Origin of the sequence: Streptomyces sp. TG1A-8, from assembly GCF_030499535.1 — a bacterium.
GTDB lineage: Bacteria > Actinomycetota > Actinomycetes > Streptomycetales > Streptomycetaceae > Streptomyces.
Window position 1 is genome coordinate 804,612 of the sequence record NZ_JASTLB010000001.1, and the last position, 20,305, is coordinate 824,916.

A 20,305-nucleotide genomic window follows, 5' to 3' on the forward strand; every position below is an offset into this window, starting at 1 on the left:
GCGACCGCGGCGGCGAAGACGCCGGGGCGGACGGGCGGGCCGGCTCCGTCCGCCGGACCGTTCTGGACGCGGCGGCAGGTCACGGGGGCGCGTGAACCCCGGTCACCCGGCGTGTGCGGTGCGCATCCCGAGCGCGTGGCGCGCGTCCCGCGCGCGGGGCGTACCCCGGACCGGCGCGCCGTGCGCGGGCCCCACCGACGGATCACGCCGCCGGACGGTGATACTGGTAGGCGCACCCGCCCCCATCAGCAGATTGGCTCATGTCGAACTCCTCCGGCGACCGCGCCACCATCCCGCACACCCTCTGGGCCGCCCGGGGCCGTCACACCGGCTCCGCCCCCGAGGACGTCGTCCGTCGCACACTGCGCCGGCGCAAGGAGAGCGGGGACATCGACGACTTCGCCGAGCCCCCCGCGCCCGACGGCTCACCGGAACGGGTCTTCGAGGCGCGCTGGCGGGCCGGCGGCTCGGTGACCGTGCGGGCCCGCCTCGTCCTCGCGCCCCGGCAGGACCGGCCGACCGGGCAGCCGTGGACGCTCGTCGCGGAGGCCGAGCGCCCCTGGGACGAGACCTGGCCCTCGCCCGCGACCCTGTTCTGGCCCGAGGCCGCGGCGGAGGGCGACGACGGCGCCTGGGACCACCACCCCACCGTCGGCGGCCTGCGCCTCCGGCAGGTCAACGCGCTGCCGGAGGACGACAAGGAGATGCGGCGGCGGCTGCGGGACGCGGCCCGCGAGTCCTGGTGCGTCAACATGGTGGTGCACGAGGCGATGACCCCGGACGAGCGCGGCCGGCTGCCGCTCGCCCGCCTGCTGCCGCCGGGCCTGCGGCACCGGGTGGTGGAACACCGGGCCGCGCCGCAGCAGTTCCGCGCCGTCAACTGGGCGCTGAAGGACCTCGGGGTCGAGGTGCCGCGCGGCGGGGCCGTCCTGCTGCCGCCCGACCCGGCGCCGGACGGCTACGACCACCGGGAGCACAGCGTGCGCAACGTCTTCCTGGACGGCTCCGAACCGGTCGAACTCGTCACCGCCCTGCGGCACTTCGTGGCGCTGCCCCGGCCCCTCCCGCAGGGCGCCGGACAGGCGCTGAGGGACCTGCGCGAGAAGTGGACCTTGATGACGCTTCAGGAGGAGCTGGAGCGCCAGCGGCAGCTGGTCGCCATGTACGCCGAGGCGCTGGAGGCCATGACGGAGTCCCGCGACCTGTACCGGGAGGCGGCCGAACAGGCCCACCAGGCACTGGCCGCCTACCGCGACGCCCCCGTCCCCGCCATGCCCCCGCAGCGGCCCGCCGCCCGGGCGCCCTTCGCGCTGCAGCAGCTCACCCGCACCCTGGAACGGCTGCGGTTCGCCGGCAAGGACGACGGACCGGACCGCCCCTCGTAGCCCGGGAGCGAGGCGGAACGGGCCACGGCGGGCCACGGCGGGCTACGACGGGCCGGACCGGGAAGAGGAAGGGGCAGCGGCGGGACGCCGATCCCGCGCGCCCCGCACATCTCCCAGGGACAGGAGGCCGTATGGATTCCAGCGCGACCCCGCTGTGGATCGCCGCCGTCGCCGCGGCGCTGCTGCTCGCCGTCGCCGTCGGCCTGCTGGTGAGACTGGTGCGCACCCGGCGCACCCTGCGGCGGGCCGGCCTGCCCACGGGCCCGCGCTGGGTGTTCTGGGGCGCGGTCCTGTACCTGGTCCTGCCCACCGACCTGCTGCCCGACCCGGTCTACCTGGACGACATCGGCGTCCTGCTGCTCGCCCTGCGCAGCCTGCGCACCGGCGGCCACACCCTGCCGCCCGGCACCACCGGGCCCTGAACCGGGCGGGTCCGCCGCCGGCGTGCCGCCGCCTTCCCGTCCGGCGGGCGGGGCGCCGACCGGCGCCGGCTCAATCGGCGGTGGCGCGGCGGGTGTTCACCAGGAGCAGGGCGGTGAGGAGCACCGGCAGGACCGCGAGCGCGGCCACCGCGGCGGCCGCTCCCGAGAGCCACGGCGGGGCCAGCATGGCGGCCTGCAGCCGGGACGGGTCCGGCAGCCCGAACCGGCCGCCGAGCATCTGCCCGACGGTGAGCGCCGCCGTGACGGCCAGTGCGGCCGTCGCCACGACCAGCCGGACCGCCGCGGCCCGCGCCGGCAGGGCCAGGGCCAGCAGCACGCAGGGGCCCGATGCGAGGAGCGTGGCCGCGAGGACGTTCGAAGACAGGCCGGTCCAGTGGCGCGGGGAGTGCGCCACCCCGCACAGCAGGACCGTCAGCGCGGCGACCCGCGCGAACCGCAGGGAAGCCGGAAGTTTCCCGCGGGGCTCGGCCGGCACCGCCGCGACGGCCGCCTGCGCGGACCGGACCGGGGCACCGACCGGCACGGACCCGGCCCGGTCACCGGGCGGCGTGGACCGGACGGGGCCGCCGGACGGGACGGGCCGGAACGGGTCACCGGCCGGAACGGACCGGGAGGAGGTGCCGAACGGCGCGGACCCGGCCGGGTCACCGGGTGGCGCGGACCCGGCCGGGTCACCGGGTGGCGCGGACCCGGCCGGGTCACCGGGTGGCGCGGACCCGGCCGGGTCACCGGGCGGCGCGGGCCAGGACAGGTCGTCGAACCGGGCGGATCCGGCCGGCTCACCGCCCGGCGCCGACCCGGCCGTGCCGGCGAACGCCACGTCGTCCGCCGGCACGGGCCACGCCCGGTCACCGGACGGCAGGGAGCGGACCGGACCGCCGAACGCGGCGGACCCGCCCGGCTCACCATCCGGCACGGACCCGGCCGGGGCGTCCGGTGACGCCTCGTGCGACGGCGGGGCCCAGGCCCGGTCACCGGACAGCGCCGCACCGGCCAGCTCACCGGACAGCACGGACCGGACCGGACCGCCGAACGCGGCGGACCCGCCCGGCTCACCACCCGGCTCACCATCCGGCACGGACCCGGCCGGGGCGTCCGACGGCACGTGCCCGACCGCGTCGCCCGGCAGCGTGCGGCCGGCCCGGTCGCCGGACAGCGCCGCACCGGCCGGATCATCGGGCGGCGCGGGCGGACCGGCCGGGCCGGAGACCTCCTGCGGCGGTGCCGAGAGGGCGCGGTCGGCTCGTGCGGCGGACAGCCGGGCGATCAGTTCGGCGAGTTCCTCGACGGGCCGGTTCACCGCCGCCGCCTCGACGGCCGTACGCCCGCAGTGGGGTTCCACGGGCGCGCGGTGCAGCAGTTCCATCAGTCGGGAGACCTCCGCCACGGGGCGGTGCTCGACGGCGGCGCGGATCGTGTCGTCGGCACCGTCGGCCGGTCTGGGCGGCCTGGTGAGGAGGGCGACCAGGCGGGTGACGTCCTCGACGGACCGGCCGACACCGGCCGCGCGCAGGGCGTCGGCCGTGGCACGGGCGTGCTCCGGTGAGCACTCCAGCAGCGTGATGAGCCGGACGACGTCCTCCAGGGGGCGGTCGGCCACGGCCGTGTTCAGCAGCCCGTGCAGCGGATCGGCGTACGGGGCCGCCTGCCCCTGTGCGGCCGCGGCCTCGTGGGCCGGCGCGTACCGGTAAGGGACCGCGCCCCGGTGCGGCGGTGCCCCGGGGAACTCCTCCGCAGGCGCCGCGAAGGAAAGGCCCGGGCCGGGGGACGGCGGGGCGCCCCCGGTCGCGGCCGGCGGGGCGGACACGGCGGAGTCGTCGGGACGGAGGGACGAAGAGCGGGTGGTCATCTCGGCTCCAGGAGAAGGGTGCGGGCCGACCAGGGCCCCGCGTGCGGCGCGCGGCGGTACACGGACCATTACTAGGAGTCCCCGGGGAGCCCCGCCACCGGGGTGCGGCGCGGGTGTGACGGGGAGTGCGGCCCCGCCGCCCTCCTCCCGGGTGCGTCACACCACCGCCTTGGCGCATTCTTGCTGTGTCATCCAACCCGGCGGCGCGGGACGAGGTAGAACCGATGGCTGGGAGCGGGGAACGGGCGGTCCGCACGCGGGCCCGGCTGGCCGCGCTGCTGACCGACGCCTCGACCGGTGCGCTCGGTGCGGCCGGCGGCCGTGTCGCGGGCGTGTACCTGCGCTCCGGCACCCCGGGGCTGCTGCACCTGGCCGTGCTCGTGGGGCTGCCCGGCCCGCTGTTCCGGTCGTGGTGGCGGCTGCACGTCGGCCGGCCCTTCCCGGTGTCCGACGCCTACCGCCTGGGCGTGCCGGTGGTGCTGCCCAACGCGACGGAGACGGTGCGGCGCTACCCGCAGTTCGCGGCGGGCCTGCCCTTCCCCTTCGGGTCGGTGCACGTGCCGGTGCCGGGCGGGACCGAGCCCCTGGGAGTGCTCACGGTGCTGCGCCCGTCCGGGTCGGACACCCCGCAGGAGCTGCTGGACCGGGAGCTGCTGACCCGGCTGGCCGAGGGGCTGGGCTCGGAGCTGCTCGGGCTCGCCGACGGCGACGAGGCGGTGGTCGCCTGGGACGGGGAGCCGCTGTGCGTACGGCCGCCCGCCACCCGGCCGGCGCAGATCCGCGTGGGCCGGTTCACCTGGGACCCGGCGACCTCGGCGGTGCGCGCGGACGACCGGCTGCACGCCGTGCTGGGGCTGTCGCCCGACGCGGTCACGGGCACCGGCGCGGCGTTCGCGGACGCCGTGTCCCCGGCCGACGCGCACCGGATCCTGGCCGCGCTGCGCGATACGGCCGCCGGGAAGCCGCCGCCCGAGCCGCTGCCGCTGCGACCGGGGGACGGCGTCCTGCGGCTGCTGGACCTGTGGCCCACGGGGGAGAACGGCGGGGCGCCCCAGGTCGCCGGAGTGGTCCTCGACCCCGGCCCCGCCGCGTCGGCGGACGGCGCGGCCGACCTGCTCCCGCAGGGGGTGTTCTGCCTGGACCGACTGGGGACGGTCGTGTACGTCAACCCGGCCGCGGCGCGGCTCGCCGGCCGGGAGCGGGCGCGCCTGCTGGGCCGTCCGCTGTGGGAGGCGATGCCGTGGCTGACCGGGCCGGCGTACGACGACCACCTGCGCGGCGCGCTGCTGTCCACGGGGCCGGTGCGCTTCCACGTCCGGCGGCCCCCGGACGGCGGCGGGGCCCCCGGGGACGGCGACTGGCTGGCCCTGTCGGTGCATCCCGGCCCCGACATCCTCACCTGCACGCTGGAACCCGCCAGCCGCGTGGACGCGCCCCGGGAGCCGGCCCGCGAGGTTCCCGACGTGCCCGGGGAGGTGGCCGGTGACCAGTCCATGGCGCCGCTGTACCGGCCCATCGCCCTGGCCATCGCGCTCACGGACGCGGTGACCGCCCAGCAGGTGTCGGCGGTCGTCGTGCGGGAGCTGCTGCCCGCCTTCGGGGGCCGGCGCCTGGCCATCCACCTGCTCCAGGACCGCCACCTGTACCTCGCCTGGGAGACCGGATTCCCGCCCGGCTTCCTGGTCCCGTTCGAGGGCGTCGGTCTCGACGCGCACCTGCCCGGCGTGGAGACGCTCACCACCGGCCGCCCGCTGTTCTTCGAGTCCATGGAGCAGTTGGCCGCCACCTATCCGGGGATCCCGCTGGACGCCGAGGAGGGCGCCCGCGCCTTCCTGCCGCTGATCGCCTCGGGCCGGCTGGTCGGCTCCTGCATCCTCGGCTTCGAGAGCCCGCGCCGCTTCAGCACCCAGGAACGCACGGTCCTCACCGCGCTCGCCGGACTGATCGCCCAGGCGATGGAGCGGGCGCGGCGCTACGACAGCGAGGCCGCGCTCGCCCGCGGCCTCCAGCAGGCCCTGCTGCCGCGCCGGCTGTCGGCGCATCCCGGGGTGGAGACGGCCGGCCGGTACCTGCCGGGCACGCAGGGCATGGACGTGGGCGGGGACTGGTACGACGTGGTGGAGGCGGGTGACGGACTGGCGCTGGTGATCGGTGACGTGCAGGGGCACGGGGTGCAGGCGGCGGCCACCATGGGCCAGCTGCGCAGCGCCGTGCGCGCCTTCGCGCTCGGCGACCGGCCGCCCGACGAGGTGCTGAGCGGGACGAACCACCTGCTCATCGACCTCGACCCGGGCCAGTTCGCCAGCTGCTGCTACCTGCGGCTGGACCCGGCCACCGGTCGGGCCCGGGTCGCGCGGGCGGGGCACCCGCCGCCGCTGCTGCGCTCCGCCGACGGCCGCACGCGGGTACTGGACATACCCGGCGGAGTCGTCCTGGGCGTCGATCCGCACGCCCGGTACCCGGTGACCGAGCTGTGGATGGAGCCGGAGGCGATCCTCGCGCTGTACACCGACGGGCTGGTGGAGCGGCCCGGTGCCGACATCGACGACGGCATCACCGCGCTGCGGCTGGCGCTGGCGAGGGCCGCGACGGCCCACGGCCGGCGCGGCGGACGGTCCCTGGGCGGGGTCGCCGACCGGCTCACCGCCACGGCCCGTCACTCGGTCGACCGTCCCGACGACGTGGCACTGCTCCTGGCCACCCGCCGTCCCGGTCCGGCGCACCACCGGTGACCGGACCGGGACGGCAGATGATCGTCACGGTGGGTGACACCCTCGCCTGACGGGGCCGGGCAGTGTAGACATGGGCACATGGTCCGACTGCCCGGCCGGTCCGATACTCGGCCCCCCCGCCCTTCCGGCCGCCCGCGCGCACCGCTGCCCGCGAGCCCGGGCGGTCCCGTCGCGGACGGCGGCCGGCCCGCGGGGGTGCTGCGGCCGGCGCTGGCCCGGCGGAGCGTCGCCGGGCAGGTGTTCCTCCTGCAGTTGCTGATCGTGCTGCTGCTGGTCCTCGCGGCCGTGGTGGCGCAGGTGCTGCAGGTGCGGCACGACAGCGACCTGGAGGCCCGCAACCGCTCCCTCGCCGTCGCCGAGACCTTCGCCAACGCGCCGGGCACGGCGGCCGCGCTGCGCGCCCCGGACCCCACGGCCGTGCTCCAGCCCAGGGCGGAGGCCGCCCGCAAGGCGACCGGGGTGGACTTCCTCGTCGTCATGACCACCGACGGCGTCCGGTACACGCATCCCCGGGCCGACCGCATCGGCAGGAAGTTCGTCGGCACCATCGCCCCCGCCGCGGCCGGCGGGACGGTCACCGAGGAGGTCGACGGGACGCTCGGGCCGCTGGTGCAGGCGGTGGTGCCGGTCAGGGACCCCGCCGGCACGGTGGTGGGCCTGGTGTCGGCGGGCATCACCACCGCGCACGTCGGCGGGGCCGCCGACCAGCAGCTCCCGCTGCTGCTGGCCGCCGCGGCGGCGGCGGTCGCTCTGGCCACCGCCGGCACGGCTCTGGTCAGCAGACGGCTGCTGCGCCAGACGCGCGGCCTGGGCCCCTACGAGATGACCAGGATGTACGAGCACCACGACGCGGTGCTGCACGCGGTCCGGGAGGGCGTGCTCATCGTCGGCGGCGACGGCCGGCTGCTGCTCGCCAACGACGAGGCGCACCGGCTGCTGGACCTGCCCGGGGACGCCGAGCGGCGGCACGTGCTGGAGCTGGGCCTGGACGACGAGACGGCGGGACTGCTCGCCTCCGGGCGGGTGGCCACCGACGAGGTGCACCTGGTCAAGGACCGGCTGCTGGCCATCAACCAGCGCCCCACCGACCTGCGCGGCGGTCCGGCCGGCAGCGTCACCACGCTGCGCGACTCCACCGAACTGCGTGCCCTGTCCGGCCGCGCGGAAGTGGCCCGCGAGCGGCTGAACATGCTGTACGACGCCGGGGTGGGCATCGGCACCAGCCTGGACGTGACCCGTACGGCACAGGAGCTGGCCGAGCTGGCCGTGCCCCGGTTCGCCGACTTCGCCACCGTGGACCTGTTCGACCCGGTGCTGAAGGGCGAGGAGCCGAGGCCCGGGACGGCGCTGCGCCGGACGGCGTCCAGTGGTATCCGCAAGGACGCCCCGCTGTACCCGGTGGGCGAGCGGATCCGGTTCGTGGTCACTTCGCCGCAGGCCCGGAGCCTGACCACCGGGCAGTCCGTCGTCGAGCCCCGGCTGCGCGAAGCGCCCGGCTGGCTCGCGCAGGACGTGGAGCGCAGCGGGCGGATCGTCACCTACGGCATCCACTCGCTGATCACCGTGCCGTTGCGGGCGGGCAGCCTGGTGCTCGGCGTGGCGAACTTCTGGCGCTCGGAGAAGCCGCAGCCCTTCGACACCGAGGAGCTGGCGCTCGCCGAGGAACTGGTCGCGCGGGCCGCCGTGTCTATCGACAACGCCCGCCGCTACACGCGCGAGCACAGCATGGCGGTGACGCTGCAGCGCAGCCTGCTGCCGCGCACCCTGCCCGAGCAGGGCGCCCTGGAGATCGCCTACCGCTACCTGCCGGCGCAGTCCGGCGTGGGCGGCGACTGGTTCGACGTGCTGCCGCTGTCCGGCGCGCGGGTCGCCCTGGTGGTGGGGGACGTCGTGGGGCACGGGCTGCACGCGGCGGCGACGATGGGCCGACTGCGCACGGCCGTGCACAACTTCTCCGCGCTGGACCTGCCGCCCGACGAACTCCTCGGCCTGCTGGACGAGCTGGTGGGCCGGATCGACCAGGACGAGACCCCGGCCGACGGCGCCGCCGCGGTCACCGGCGCGACCTGCCTGTACGCGGTGTACGACCCGGTCTCCCGGCGCTGCACCGTCGCCCGGGCCGGCCACCCGCCGCCCGCGCTGGTGCACCCGGACGGGGACGTGGAGTTCCCGGACGTGCCCGCGGGACTGCCGCTGGGCCTGGGCGGCCTGCCGTTCGAGACCGTCGACTTGGAGCTGCCGGAGGGCAGCCGGCTGGTGCTGTACACCGACGGGCTGGTGGAGGACCGGGTCCGGGACATCGACGAGGGCCTGGAGCTGCTGCGCGAGGCCCTGCGCCGGGCGCCGGGCGCCTCGCCCGAGGCCACCTGCCGCACCGTGCTGGACAGCCTTCCGGCCCGGCCCAGCGACGACGTGGCGCTGATCGTGGCCCGCACCCGGGTCCTGGGGGCGGACCGGGTCGCCGAGTGGCAGGTGCCCTCCGAGCCGGCGGCGGTCTCCGAGGTGCGGGCCTCGGTCGCCCGCCGGCTCGCCGACTGGGGCCTGGACGAGCTGGCGTTCACGACGGAGCTGATCCTGAGCGAGCTGGTCACCAACGCCATCCGCTACGGGCGCGGGCCGATCGGCGTACGGCTGCTGCGCGAGCGCACGCTGATCTGCGAGGTGTCCGACCGCAGCACCACGTCACCGCACCTGAGGTACGCGGCCAGCACCGACGAGGGCGGTCGAGGCCTGTTCCTGGTGGCGCAGGTCGCCGACCGCTGGGGCACCCGCTACACCCCCCACGGCAAGATCATCTGGGCGGAGCAGCCGCTGCCCTGAGAACGGTGCGCGCCGGGCGGGCGGTCGTCAGCCGCCACCCAGCCGTGAACGCAGCAGTTGCTTGCCCAGTTCGGCACCCTTGCGGCTGTCGGCCTGGGCCTTGCGGAACAGGTCCGCGGCCTCGTCGTCGCCGTCACGCTCGGCGTCCTGGACGTACTGCTCCAGGCGCAGGGCGTTGCTCAGGCACGCCTCGACGTACCAGATCAGGTTGTAGTCCTTGTCCCGGGTGCCGGTGACGTCCCCGGTCTCACTGGTGCTGGTCATCCGGGGTCTCCTCCCTGTGTCGGTCCGGTGTCGGTCGGTCTTCGGAGACTGCCGGGTACCCGCGGCGAAGTGCGGGCACACCGCCCGGAACGGATCCGGCTCACTCGTCGATCACCGCGCCGAAGCGGGCCCCGCGGGCCGCGGCGCCGTAGGACCAGGAGCCGTCGGCGAGCGGCCCGTGGTCGCTCGCGGGCGGGGTCAGCCGAGGGCGCGGTCCAGGTTGAAGGCGGCGCTGATCAGGGACAGGTGGGTGAACGCCTGGGGGAAGTTGCCCTGTTGCTCGCCCGTGCGGCCGATCTCCTCGGCGTAGAGGCCGAGGTGGTTGGCGTAGGTGAGCATCTTCTCGAACGCCAGGCGGCCCTCGTCGATCCGGCCGGCGCGCACGAGGGCCTCGACGTACCAGAAGGAGCAGATGGAGAAGGTGCCCTCGTCGCCGCGCAGCCCGTCGGGGCTGGCCTCGGGGTCGTAGCGGTACACGAGGGAGTCGGAGACCAGTTCCCCGGTCAGCGCGTCCAGGGTGGACAGCCACTTCGGATCGGTGGGCGCGATGAACTTGGCCATCGGCATCATCAGCACGGAGGCGTCGAGGACGTCGCCGCCCTCGTACTGCACGAACGCACCCCGGCGCGGCGACCAGCCGCGGTCCATGATGCGCCGGTAGACGGCGTCCCGGCACGCGAGCCAGCGGGGCAGGTCGGCGGGCAGGCCGCGCCGGTTGGCGAGGCGGACGGCGCGTTCGACGGCCACCCAGCACATCAGCCGCGAGTACAGGAAGTCCTTGCGGCCGCCGCGCGTCTCCCACACGCCCTCGTCGGGCTGGTCCCAGTGGTCGCAGACCCAGCTCACCAGGTGGCACACGTCGTCCCACTGGGCGCTGGAGATGGGCTGCGCCCACTTGTCGTACAGGTAGACGGAGTCGATCAGGGCGCCGTAGATGTCCAGCTGGAGCTGACCGGCGGCGGCGTTGCCGACGCGGACGGGGGCGGAGCCGCGGTGCCCCTCCAGGTGCGGCAGTTCGCGTTCGGGCAGGTCGGTGCGGCCGTCGATGCCGTACATGATCTGCAGTGGGCCCGAGGCGTCGCCGCAGCCGGGGCTGATGTGCGTGGTCAGGAACCGCATGAAGGCCTCCGCCTCGCCGCTGAAGCCGAGCCGCAGCAGCGCGTACACGCAGAACGCGGCGTCGCGCACCCACACGTAGCGGTAGTCCCAGTTGCGCTCGCCGCCGGGCTGCTCGGGCAGGCTGGTGGTGGGTGCGGCGACGATGGCGCCGGTGGGCGCGTAGGTGAGCAGCTTGAGGGTGAGGGCGGAGCGGTGGACCATCTCCCGCCAGCGACCCCGGTAGCGGGACTGGTGCAGCCAGCGCCGCCAGTAGGCGACGGTGGCGTTGAACTCGTGCTCGGCCTCCGCGCGGGCGCAGCCGCGGGGGGCCACCGTGCCGTCGACCTGGTCCAGGGCGAACACCTCCGTCTCGCCCTCGGCGAGCTTGAAGGCGGCGAGCACGTCCGGGCCGGCGCACTCCAGGGTGACGGTGGAGGTGAGCGCGAGGCAGCGGTCGGGCGACTCGAAGAGGAGCGGGCCGTCCGGGCCGTCCACCGGGCGCAGGGTGTGCGGGTCGGCGCCGTAGTTGAAGCGGGGCGCGATCCGGGCCCGGAAGGGCACGGCGCCGCGTACGCAGACCACGCGCCGGATGAGCCGGTGCCGGTCGCCCCCGCCGGCCGGGTCCGCGCCGACCGGCATGAAGTCCTGGACCTCGCCGACGCCCTCCTCGGTGAAGAAGCGGGTGATCAGCACGTTGGTGTCGGGGAAGTAGAACTGCTTGGTGCGCGCGCTCACGGCGGCGGCCAGCTCGAAGGCACCGCCCCGCTCGGCGTCCAGCACGGCCGCGAAGACGCTGGGCGCGTCGAAGGACGGGCAGCAGTACCAGTCGATGGTGCCGTTGCTGCCGACCAGGGCGACGCTGCGCAGGTCCCCGACGAGGCCGTGCTCGGCGATCGGCAGGTAGCGGGGGTGCGCGGGCGGGTCCGGCTGGAAGGACGTGTCGGCCATCGCGGCCTCCCGGTGCGGTGGGCTGCTCGTCCCAGCTTACGGGCGGGTTTCCGGCCCCGGGCGGCGGACGGTCCGGGCGGGCGCCCCGCACTCCGTGCCCGGCGCCTTCCGGATGCAGGGTGCGCCGAGCCGGGCAATGGTGAGAGGGTGCCCCGTTCGGCGGCACCGGCACGGATGCGGTCATCCGGACCGAGGAGGAGGCATCATGTCGACGTCAACACCCGACGAGTCCCGGTCGCCCGACGACAGCTGCACCCCGGACGCCCTGCTCCACTCCGCTCCCTCCCGGGACGTCACCCCGGAGGACCTGGTGATGGCGGCGGGCAGGGACGTCACACCGGCGAGCCTCGACTGGGCGCGCCGCAAGCTGGACAGCGAGGGTTCGGCGGCCATCGAGAAGCTGCTGCCCTAGGTCCCGCCGCCGCGCCCCCGCCGTCCGCCCCGCGGGGCGGACCCGCGGCGTCGGGTGCGGCCCCCGGGCGTGCCGGGTCCCGGCCCGCGTGCCGGACGTCGTGCCGGACGTGCTCGCGTGCGCCGGGCCCGGGGAGCCGCCGGGCCGCGGCGGGAGCGCCGGGCGGGCGCTCGTCCGCGCGGGCGCCCCCGGCGGGGCGCCGGGTCCGTGCCCGCCCAGGGGCTCACCCCGCCCCGGTGTCGCGGTCCGGCAGCTCCGTCTCGTCCGGTACGACGTGCATCGCGGCCTCCTCCGCGCCCGCCGCCCCGCCGTCGATGCCCACGTCGTCGGCGACCTCTTCCTTGGTGGTGTCGGTGTGGGCGCCCTCGTCGGGGGCGACCAGGCGGCCGGCCCGTTCGCCGCCGGCCTCGGGGTCCACCGGCTCGCCCTCGCCGCCGGGCAGGTCCCCGACCTCGTCCCCGGCCGGCGGGACCACGTCGGGCACCTCCTGGCGGAGGCGCTCGTCCAGGCTCTCGCCGTCGTGCTGCTCGGCGGCGGTGACACCGTGCTTGGTGACGCCCAGGGGGCGTTCCGGCGGGGAGTAGCCCTCGTCGAGCATGTCGTCGTAGGTGCGCTCGCCGACCGCGTCCTGGAGGTCCAGGGGGGCGGCGTCCTCCTGTTCCTCGTTGGTTCCGGTGGGCTGGTAGGCGTCGTCCGCCATCGGGGTCTGCTCGGGCTGCAGGTCGCTCATCGCGCCTCCTTCTCGGCTCGCGGTCCCGGTCCACGTTTCCCGCAACCGCCTCCCTAACCCCACCTGCTCCCATCGGGTGCGGCCGGGGGCGGCCGGTCATGGAACGGCGGGGTGCGGGCAGGGGCCGGGGAACGGACCGCGCCCACCGGTCGTCTACAGTTCGGTAGACCGTCTACAGGTGCGTAGTCGGACGTAGTCGAAGGAAGGGCGTGCGCCATGGCCGCTCCCCCACCGGCCCCCGGCGACCGCAGGGGCATCGCGGAGCTGGCGGGCAGTGTCGCACTGGGCGCCTGGGCGGCGTTCGGGGTACTGGCGATGGCCGTGCTCGGCGGACGGAGCGCTCCGCCGGGCGTGGACCTCGGTCTGCTGTCCTGGTCCGTCGGCCACCGCCCGCGGACGGCGGTGGCAGCGGCCCGCGCGCTGACCGCCACCGGCACCGGGGCCGTCCCGTACGCGCTGGTCGTGCTGGCGGGACTGCTCGTGGGCCGCACCGGGCGGCAGCGGCGGACCACCGCACTGCTCGCGGCCGGCTGTCTCGCCACCGGCCAGGCCGCGCGGTACGGAACCATGGAGCTGGCCGCCCGGGCGCGCCCGCCGCACCCCGACTGGCGGACGCACGCCTCCGGCTGGTCGTTCCCCTCGGGGCACACCACCACGGCGGCCCTGGCGGCCGGTCTGGTGATCGTCGCGCTCTGTCTGCGCGCCCCGCGCGGTCGCGGCCTGCTGTGCGCGGCGACGGCCGGCTGGGGGGCGGGGGTCGGGCTGACCCGGGTCTTCCTCGGCGTGCACTGGTTCACCGACGTGCTGGGCGGCTGGCTGTTCGCGGCCGGTTGGCTCGGTCTCTGGCTGTGCGCGACGGCCCGGTGGCTGCCCACGGGCCCGCCCGCCGGCGCCGGCGCCCCGGACACGGCCGGGACGCCGTCGCCGGAGCGCCCCCGCGCCGAGCGTACGGCCGCACCCGGAGCCGGGGCGCGGCGCGCGAGCCGTCCGGACGCCCGCCGCTCGACGGCCCGGCGCCCCGCCCCCCTGCCCGCTCGCCGCACCGCCGCGCCGTCCTCCGGCTAGGCTCCCGCCCCACCGCCCACCGCCCGCGGACCTCCTGCGTGCCCCGCGGCACGTACGGGCGGGACGTGCACGGGCGGTACCGGGTGCGGCGGCGGTCGCCACCGGGGTTCCGCGGGCGGCCGGGCACGGCTCAGGCGCCGTTCGGGGCCCGGTGGAGCGGTTGTTCGGGGGTCGGGCGCGGGGTGGCCGGCGGGATGGCGCGGACCGTGGGTCCGTCGGTGCTCACCGTCACGGGCTCGCCGTGGTGGTGCAGCGTCAGCGGCGGTCCGTCGAGCAGCGTGTAGACCGCCTTCTCCGCGCCGATCTCCACCCGCAGGCGGCGGCCGAGGACCTGGAGGTGGAAGGCGAGGCGGCGCAGCCGCTCCGGCAGCCGGGGCGCGAAGCACAGCCCGGCGCCGTCGTGGCGCATCCCGCCGAAGCCCGCCACCAGCGCCATCCAGGTACCGGCCAGCGAGGCGATGTGCAGTCCGTCGCGGGTGTTGTGCTCCAGGTCCTGCAGGTCCATCAGGGCCGCCTCGGCCGTGTAGGCGTAGGCGAGCCGCAGGTGGCCGGCCTGCGCGGCGATGACGGCCTGGCAGCAGGCGGACAGGGAGGAGTCGCGGACGGTCAGCGGCTCGTAGTAGGCGAAGTTGCGGGCGATCTGCTCCTCGTCGAAGTGGGCTCCGCACGTGTACATCGCCAGCACCAGGTCTGCCTGCTTGACGACCTGCTTGCGGTACAGGTCGAAGTAGGGGAAGTGCAGCAGCAGCGGGTACTGGTCGGGGCGGGTGCCGGCGAAGTCCCAGCGCTGGTAGCGGGTGAAGCCCGCGTGCTGCTCGTGGACGCCGAGTTCGTGGTTGTAGGGGACGTGCATGGCCTCGGCGGTGTCCCGCCAGGCCGCGCTCTCCTCCTCTTCCACGCCCAGCCGGCGCGCCTCCCCCGGGTGCCGTTCGACGGCGTCCGCGGCGGCCAGCAGGTTCGCGCGGGCCATCAGGTTGGTGTAGGTGTTGTCGTCGGCGACCGCGCTGTACTCGTCGGGGCCGGTGACGCCGTCGATGTGGAAGACGCCGTGGTGGTCGTGGTGGCCCAGCGAGCGCCACAGCCGTGCGGTCTCCACCAGCAGTTCGACGCCCACCTCGCGTTCGAAGGCGGTGTCCCCGGTGGCCTCCACGTAGCGGATGACCGCGTCGGCGATGTCGGCGTTCACGTGGAAGGCGGCGGTGCCGGCCGGCCAGTACGCCGAGCCCTCCGAGCCGGCGATGGTCCGCCAGGGGAACGCCGCACCGCCGAGCCCGAGCTGGACCGCGCGCTCGCGGGCGGCGTCCAGGGTGTTGTAGCGCCAGTGCAGCGCCTCGGCGACGGCCTCGGGGGCCGTGTAGGTGAGGACGGGCAGCACGAACATCTCGGTGTCCCAGAAGGCGTGCCCGTCGTAGCCGGAGCCGGTGAGCCCCTTGGCGGGGATGGCCCGCTGCTCGGCGCGGGCCCCGGCCTGCAGGACGTGGAAGAGGGCGAACCGGACGGCCTGCTGGATCTCCTCGTCGCCCTCCACCTCGACGTCCGCGCGGCCCCAGAAGTCGTCCAGGTAGGCCCGCTGGGCGTCGAGGAGGCCCTGCCAGCCGTCGTGCGCGGCGGCGGCGAGCGCCGCGTCGACCTGGTCGGCCATGGCGGGCAGCGAGCGGGTGCCGGACCAGCCGTGGGCGACCAGCTTCTCCACGCGCAGCGTCTGCCCCGGCTCCAGGACGGAGGTGACGGTGAGCCGGGCCACGTCGATGCCGCTCTCGCCGCGGATCGTGGTGCGCTCGGGCCCGGTGACGACGTGGTCGGCGGCGACGGCCACCCGCAGGCCGCTGCGGCGGGTGCGGTGGACCAGCCGCAGCCGGTTGCCGGAGGCGAAGCCGTCCTCCTGCTCCAGTGGCGACTTCAGGGCGATCGCCGCGCGCGGGTCGCCGTCCGGTTCCGGCAGGCTCTCGTTGGTGACCAGCTCGGACTGGATCACCACCCGGGTGCGGCTGTCGACGGGCTCCACCTCGTAGGCGACGGCGGCCACCGCCCGCTGGGTGAGCGAGACCAGCCGGGTGGAGCGCACCCGGACCGTGGAACCGGCCGGGGACGTCCACTCGCAGGTCCGCTCCAGCACCCCCCGGCGCAGGTCCAGGACGCGTTCGTGGGCGACGAGCCGGCCGTAGCGCAGGTCGAACGGCTCGTCGTCCACCAGGAGCCGGAGGATCTTGCCGTTGGTGACGTTGATGACGGTCTGCCCGGACTCGGGATAGCCGTAGCCGGCCTCCGCGTACGGCAGCGGGTGCAGCTCGTGCACGCCGTTGAGGTAGCTGCCGGGCAGGCCGTGCGGCTCGCCCTCGTCCAGGTTGCCGCGCCAGCCGACGTGGCCGTTGGACAGCGCGAACACCGACTCGCTCTGGGCGAGGACGTCGAGGTCGAGCGCCGTCTCGCGCACGGTCCACGGCTCGACGGCGTACGACCGGTCGGTGATCACCGCGCACCTCCCAGCTCTTCGAGGTCCTTGACGACGACGCTCGCGCCGTGCGCGTACAGCGCGTCGGTCTGTCCGGTGCGGTCGACGCCGACGACGTACCCGAAGCCGCCCGCGCGGCCCGCGTCCATGCCGGCCAGCGCATCCTCGAAGACGGCCGCCCGCCCGGCCTCGACGCCCAGGTCCCGGGCGGCGGCCAGGAAGGTGTCCGGGTTCGGTTTGCCGGGCAGCTTCCGTTCGGCGGCGACGACGCCGTCGATCCGCACGTCGAAGAAGTGCTCGGCGCCGACGGAGCGCAGCACGTCCCGGCAGTTCGCGCTGGAGGACACGATCGCGGTGCGCAGGCCCCGGGCGCGGACGGCCTCCAGATAGCGCAGGGTGCCCTCGTAGGCCTCCACGCCGCCGGTGCGGATCCTCTCCAGCAGCAGGTCGTTCTTGCGGTTGCCGAGGCCGTGGACGGTGCGGGCCTCGGGCGGGTCGTCGGGGGCGCCCTCGGGCAGGTGGATGCCGCGCGAGTCGAGGAAGGCGCGGACCCCGTCGGCGCGCGGGCGTCCGTCGACGTACTCGTCGTAGTCCGCGACCTCGTCGAACGGTCGCGCCCGCTCGCCCTCGCGGTCGCGCAGGAACGCGTCGAAGGTCTCCTTCCAGGCGGCGGCGTGCACGACGGCCGTCTTGGTGACGACTCCGTCGAGATCGAAGAGACAGGCCGTGATGGTGTCGGGCAGACCGAGCTGAGTCATACCCAGCACTGTTCCCCGCCCGGGGCCCTTAAGCCGGTGGCGAGCACCACATGGGTCCGCTTTCCCGGCGGCGCCCCCGTTCCTCCCCTCCGGGCGGGCGGGTGACACACTCTGCCGTGTGCCGCTGACCTTCGACGATCTCCTCATCCGCGCCCGTGCGCTCGCCCCGGGCGGACGGCGCGCGATCCTCGGTGTCGCGGGCAGCCCGGGGGCGGGCAAGACGACACTGGCCGAGCGCCTGGTGGGTGCCCTCAACGACGGGGGACCGCCCTGGGCGGCGCACGTCCCCATGGACGGCTTCCACCTGGCCGACGCCGAGCTGGAGCGGCTGGGCCGCCGGGAACGCAAGGGCGCGCCGGACACCTTCGACGCGGCCGGGTACGCGGCGCTGCTGCGGCGGCTGCGCGAGGACACCGACGAGGTGGTGTACGCGCCCGCGTTCGAACGGACGCTGGAACAGCCGCTCGCGGGCGCGGTCCCGGTGCCGCCGACGGCCCGGCTGGTGGTGACCGAGGGCAACTACCTCCTGCTGCGGGAGGGTGCCTGGGCCCGGGTGCGGCCGTGCCTGGACGAGGTGTGGTTCTGCGCGCTCGGCGAGGAGGAGCGGATCAGGCGGCTGGTCGCCCGGCACGAGGAGTTCGGCAAGGACCACGCGGCGGCGGTGGCGTGGGTGCGGGGCACGGACCAGCGCAACGCCGACCTGGTCGCGGCGACCCGGGAGCGGGCGGACCTGGTGGTGCCGCCCGGCGCGCTGCCCGCCCCGGACGGGACGCCGGACACCCGGTCCCGGCCCGTCCGGGGCTGAGCGGCCGCGCTGCCGGCCGGCGGGCCGGCGGTTCGTGCGCACCGGGCTGAACCCCGGCCGGCCGCGGACCGCACCCGTGTGCACGGCGGAGGGCCTGCCGGCAGGACGCGTGGAGCAGTGGCGCCGCCGGTCGCGGGAGCGGTGCGCGCGGGGCGCCCGCCGGGCCCCGCGTACGCTGGCGCCGCCGTGCGTCCGGGGCCGCCGAGGGGCGGACGATGGCATGCGGGCGGCGCACGCCCCCGGTCCGGACGGCCTCGGCACCCGGGCCGCCCGGCGCCCTCCCCCCCCGCCGCCCGTGCGCCGTGCTGCGCCGCCACCGCCGCCGGCTGCTCCCGCTCCCGGTGGTGCCGGCCCGGACGGGCTCCGCGACGGTCACCACCGCCGGCCGGCGACGCCCGCCGTCGACGAACCCGTGTGCGTGGCGACGGCCACCGACCGCCTGCGCGAGCACCGGCTGCGCCACGACCCCGAACGCCCGCCGCTCGGCAGGCTGCCGGTCGCCGCCGGGGTCGCACCCGGCCCGCGCGGTGCCGCCGGGCCGGGTGCGCGGGCCGCTCGCGGCGCCGGACTCCGCGGCGGCCGGGGCGCGCGGGGAACTGGCCGGACTGCTGCGCACGAGCCGTCCGGCGGACCAGGTCGGCCACTCGGTCGCGCCGTACCGGCGGTGGGCCCGCGGTCCCGCCGCTCCCGCTGGTCAGCACGGCCGGTGGGCTATGTTGAGTGCTCGTGGGAGACAAAGGAGGCGGACCGGTGTCCTCGCCGCAGCAGGCACGCGCACAGGCATCCGCGATCACCTCGGGCAGGACCGCCCCGGCGGCCGGCGCCGCTCCGACCTCCCAGCTCCGCGAGCTCTTCGACGGTCCCCGGCTGTCCCCCGGCCAGCGCCGCGTCGCGCAGTACCTGATCGAGCACATCACCGAGGCCGCCTTCCTGTCGATCACCGAGTTGGCGGACCGCGTCGGCGTCAGCCAGCCCTCCGTCACCCGCTTCGCCGCCGCGGTCGGCTTCAGCGGCTACCCGGCACTGCGGGAGAAACTGCAGTCGATCGCGCTGCGCACGCTGGCCGGCGGGCCCGGCGAGGAGAACCGCGCCAATGAGCTGCAGGCGGCCGTCGACGCCGAGATCCAGAACCTGGAGAACCTGCGCCGCGACTTCGCCGACCCCGACCGGGTCATCCGCACCGGCCGCGCGCTGTCCCGCTCCGCCCCGCTGACCGTGCTGGGGCTGCGCATCTCCGTGTCCCTGGCCGAGTACTTCGGTTACGCGGCGCGGCGCATCCATCCCGACGTGCGGCTGGTGACCCGGGGCGGCAGCGTCGCCTACGACGCGCTGCTGCAGTCGCGCGAGGCCGGCGGCACGTGGGTGCTGGCGTTCGCCATGCCCCGGCACGCGCAGGAGACGCTCACCGCGCTGCGGGTCGCGCGCGGCGCGGGCCTGAAGGTCGCCCTGGTCACCGACCTGGCGCTGGGCCCGCTGGCCGACGAGGCCGACGTCGTCTTCGCCACCGGCACCGGCTCCCGCCTGGTGTTCGACTCCTACGCCGCGTCCGGTGTGCTGGCCGCCGCGCTGCTGCAGGCCATGACCGACGCCGACCCCGAGCGCACGCAGGCCCGCCTGGAGAAGTACGAGCAGGTCGCGGAGACGCACCAATTCTTCCTGAAGGACTGACCGGGTCGGTCCTTCGCGCCGGGGGCCGGTGTCCCCGCAGATCTTCCCGTCCCCCGCCCGCCGGACGGAATCTTGTGTCGCACGGGGATCATTCACCACATTTCACGGATGAATGTTTTTATGCGTCTTGCAAAGTGGACGGCATATATAAATACTGCTCACGGATCGCACCCGGCGCACTCCGGGCACGCTCCGCAGCAGCGGGCCCACCGCTCGACCACGTCCCGGAACGCCGACGGACCGACCATGCGCACGCAAGCCCAGCCGCCGTGCCGGTTCCCGGCGCCCGGGGCTCCCGCACCGGTGTCCCGGGCCGCCGTTCCCCACCCACGGCGACGTCCGGGACACCCGCGGGCGCACCGTCCCGCGCGGTGCGCCCGCGGCGGCCCCGGTCATCCCCTGGCCGGGGCCGCCCCACCGTCGGACCACCCCCACGACGCCGCACACCGGAAGCGATGACCATGCCCCTGACCACCCCGCGCATCAGTCCCGACTGGCCCTGTCAGGTCAAGACACCGGGCAGCTACGACTGGGAACGCTCGGCGGCCAAGTGGCTGCGGGAGCTGATCCCGGCGCGCTACGCCAGCTACCCGGCGCTGATCCGCCACCCCGTGCTGCTCGCCCGGCACGCCCGGCTCCAGGTCGAGCAGGAGATCAGGGTGGCGCGGACGGCCCTGCAGACCGCGCGGGCCGAACTGCCCGTCCTCGGTCTGCCCGAGTCGGTCATCGAGCACACGATCAAGCTGTACGCGGCCGAGGTGCTGCAGCTCCAGCACATCGCGCGCAGCGTCCGCGCGGTGTCCGAGGCCCTGGCCGGGCGCGGCCGCTGACCAGCCGCGCCGGGCCTCCCCGCGGCGCCCCGCCCCGCCGGCGTCC

The 20,305-nt window shown here is 76.1% G+C and carries 15 protein-coding genes; 9 read left to right on the forward strand and 6 right to left on the reverse strand.

Annotated features, from left to right (window positions below; all coding sequences use genetic code 11):
- The first annotated feature begins 260 nt into the window (after nucleotides 1–260).
- Both QQY24_RS03245 and QQY24_RS03250 read left to right on the forward strand, forming a co-directional pair.
- Nucleotides 261–1,385: a hypothetical protein gene (locus QQY24_RS03245; protein ID WP_301971140.1), complete on the forward strand. Its 1,125-nt coding sequence runs from the start codon at nucleotides 261–263 to the stop codon at nucleotides 1,383–1,385.
- Nucleotides 1,386–1,516: 131 nt separating this feature from the next.
- On the forward strand, nucleotides 1,517–1,807 hold the full coding sequence (locus QQY24_RS03250) for a YkvA family protein (protein ID WP_301971141.1): 291 nt from the start codon (nucleotides 1,517–1,519) through the stop codon (nucleotides 1,805–1,807).
- A gap of 70 nt (nucleotides 1,808–1,877) precedes the next feature.
- On the opposite strand, the gene QQY24_RS03255 is transcribed toward QQY24_RS03250, so the two are convergent.
- Nucleotides 1,878–3,677: a hypothetical protein gene (locus tag QQY24_RS03255; protein WP_301971142.1), complete on the reverse strand. Its 1,800-nt coding sequence runs from the start codon at nucleotides 3,675–3,677 to the stop codon at nucleotides 1,878–1,880.
- 224 nt (nucleotides 3,678–3,901) lie between these two features.
- Here QQY24_RS03255 and QQY24_RS03260 point away from each other — a divergent pair, with 224 nt between their 5' ends.
- Nucleotides 3,902–6,409 carry a SpoIIE family protein phosphatase gene (locus tag QQY24_RS03260; RefSeq protein WP_301971143.1) on the forward strand — a complete coding sequence of 836 codons (2,508 nt, stop codon included), beginning with the start codon at nucleotides 3,902–3,904 and terminating at the stop codon, nucleotides 6,407–6,409.
- Between the two features lie 78 nt (nucleotides 6,410–6,487).
- Complete coding sequence (locus QQY24_RS03265) at nucleotides 6,488–9,229, forward strand: SpoIIE family protein phosphatase/ATP-binding protein (protein WP_301971144.1); 2,742 nt, start codon at nucleotides 6,488–6,490, stop codon at nucleotides 9,227–9,229.
- A 27-nt stretch (nucleotides 9,230–9,256) separates the two neighbouring features.
- On the opposite strand, the gene QQY24_RS03270 is transcribed toward QQY24_RS03265, so the two are convergent.
- Both QQY24_RS03270 and QQY24_RS03275 read right to left on the reverse strand, forming a co-directional pair.
- The gene (locus tag QQY24_RS03270; protein ID WP_301971145.1) at nucleotides 9,257–9,493 is read right to left on the reverse strand and encodes a hypothetical protein; all 237 of its coding nucleotides are present in this window, start codon (nucleotides 9,491–9,493) and stop codon (nucleotides 9,257–9,259) included.
- Between the two features lie 198 nt (nucleotides 9,494–9,691).
- Entirely contained in the window at nucleotides 9,692–11,539 is a 1,848-nt protein-coding gene (locus QQY24_RS03275) for a glycoside hydrolase family 15 protein (protein ID WP_301971146.1), read from the reverse strand.
- A 205-nt stretch (nucleotides 11,540–11,744) separates the two neighbouring features.
- Here QQY24_RS03275 and QQY24_RS03280 point away from each other — a divergent pair, with 205 nt between their 5' ends.
- On the forward strand, nucleotides 11,745–11,951 hold the full coding sequence (locus QQY24_RS03280) for a hypothetical protein (RefSeq protein WP_301971147.1): 207 nt from the start codon (nucleotides 11,745–11,747) through the stop codon (nucleotides 11,949–11,951).
- A gap of 223 nt (nucleotides 11,952–12,174) precedes the next feature.
- Here the strand turns inward: QQY24_RS03280 and QQY24_RS03285 are convergent, their stop codons facing one another.
- A complete protein-coding gene (locus QQY24_RS03285) occupies nucleotides 12,175–12,681 on the reverse strand; it encodes a DUF5709 domain-containing protein (RefSeq protein WP_301971148.1) in 507 nt (168 codons plus the stop codon).
- A gap of 216 nt (nucleotides 12,682–12,897) precedes the next feature.
- Here QQY24_RS03285 and QQY24_RS03290 point away from each other — a divergent pair, with 216 nt between their 5' ends.
- Complete coding sequence (locus tag QQY24_RS03290; protein WP_301971149.1) at nucleotides 12,898–13,746, forward strand: phosphatase PAP2 family protein; 849 nt, start codon at nucleotides 12,898–12,900, stop codon at nucleotides 13,744–13,746.
- Nucleotides 13,747–13,876: 130 nt separating this feature from the next.
- On the opposite strand, the gene QQY24_RS03295 is transcribed toward QQY24_RS03290, so the two are convergent.
- Nucleotides 13,877–16,219, reverse strand: coding sequence for a glycoside hydrolase family 65 protein (locus QQY24_RS03295; protein ID WP_301971150.1), 2,343 nt, complete (start codon nucleotides 16,217–16,219; stop codon nucleotides 13,877–13,879).
- Complete coding sequence (locus QQY24_RS03300) at nucleotides 16,216–16,956, reverse strand: HAD family phosphatase (protein WP_301971151.1); 741 nt, start codon at nucleotides 16,954–16,956, stop codon at nucleotides 16,216–16,218. The genes QQY24_RS03295 and QQY24_RS03300 overlap by 4 nt, the downstream gene beginning before the upstream one ends.
- Before the next feature lie 118 nt (nucleotides 16,957–17,074).
- Here QQY24_RS03300 and QQY24_RS03305 point away from each other — a divergent pair, with 118 nt between their 5' ends.
- The 3 genes from QQY24_RS03305 to QQY24_RS03315 all read left to right on the forward strand — a co-directional run bounded on the left by QQY24_RS03305 (nucleotide 17,075) and on the right by QQY24_RS03315 (nucleotide 20,259).
- The gene (locus tag QQY24_RS03305; protein WP_301971152.1) at nucleotides 17,075–17,761 is read left to right on the forward strand and encodes a nucleoside/nucleotide kinase family protein; all 687 of its coding nucleotides are present in this window, start codon (nucleotides 17,075–17,077) and stop codon (nucleotides 17,759–17,761) included.
- A gap of 750 nt (nucleotides 17,762–18,511) precedes the next feature.
- Nucleotides 18,512–19,429, forward strand: coding sequence for a MurR/RpiR family transcriptional regulator (locus QQY24_RS03310; protein WP_301971153.1), 918 nt, complete (start codon nucleotides 18,512–18,514; stop codon nucleotides 19,427–19,429).
- Between the two features lie 455 nt (nucleotides 19,430–19,884).
- The gene (locus QQY24_RS03315; RefSeq protein ID WP_301971154.1) at nucleotides 19,885–20,259 is read left to right on the forward strand and encodes a hypothetical protein; all 375 of its coding nucleotides are present in this window, start codon (nucleotides 19,885–19,887) and stop codon (nucleotides 20,257–20,259) included.
- Nucleotides 20,260–20,305 lie beyond the last annotated feature (46 nt).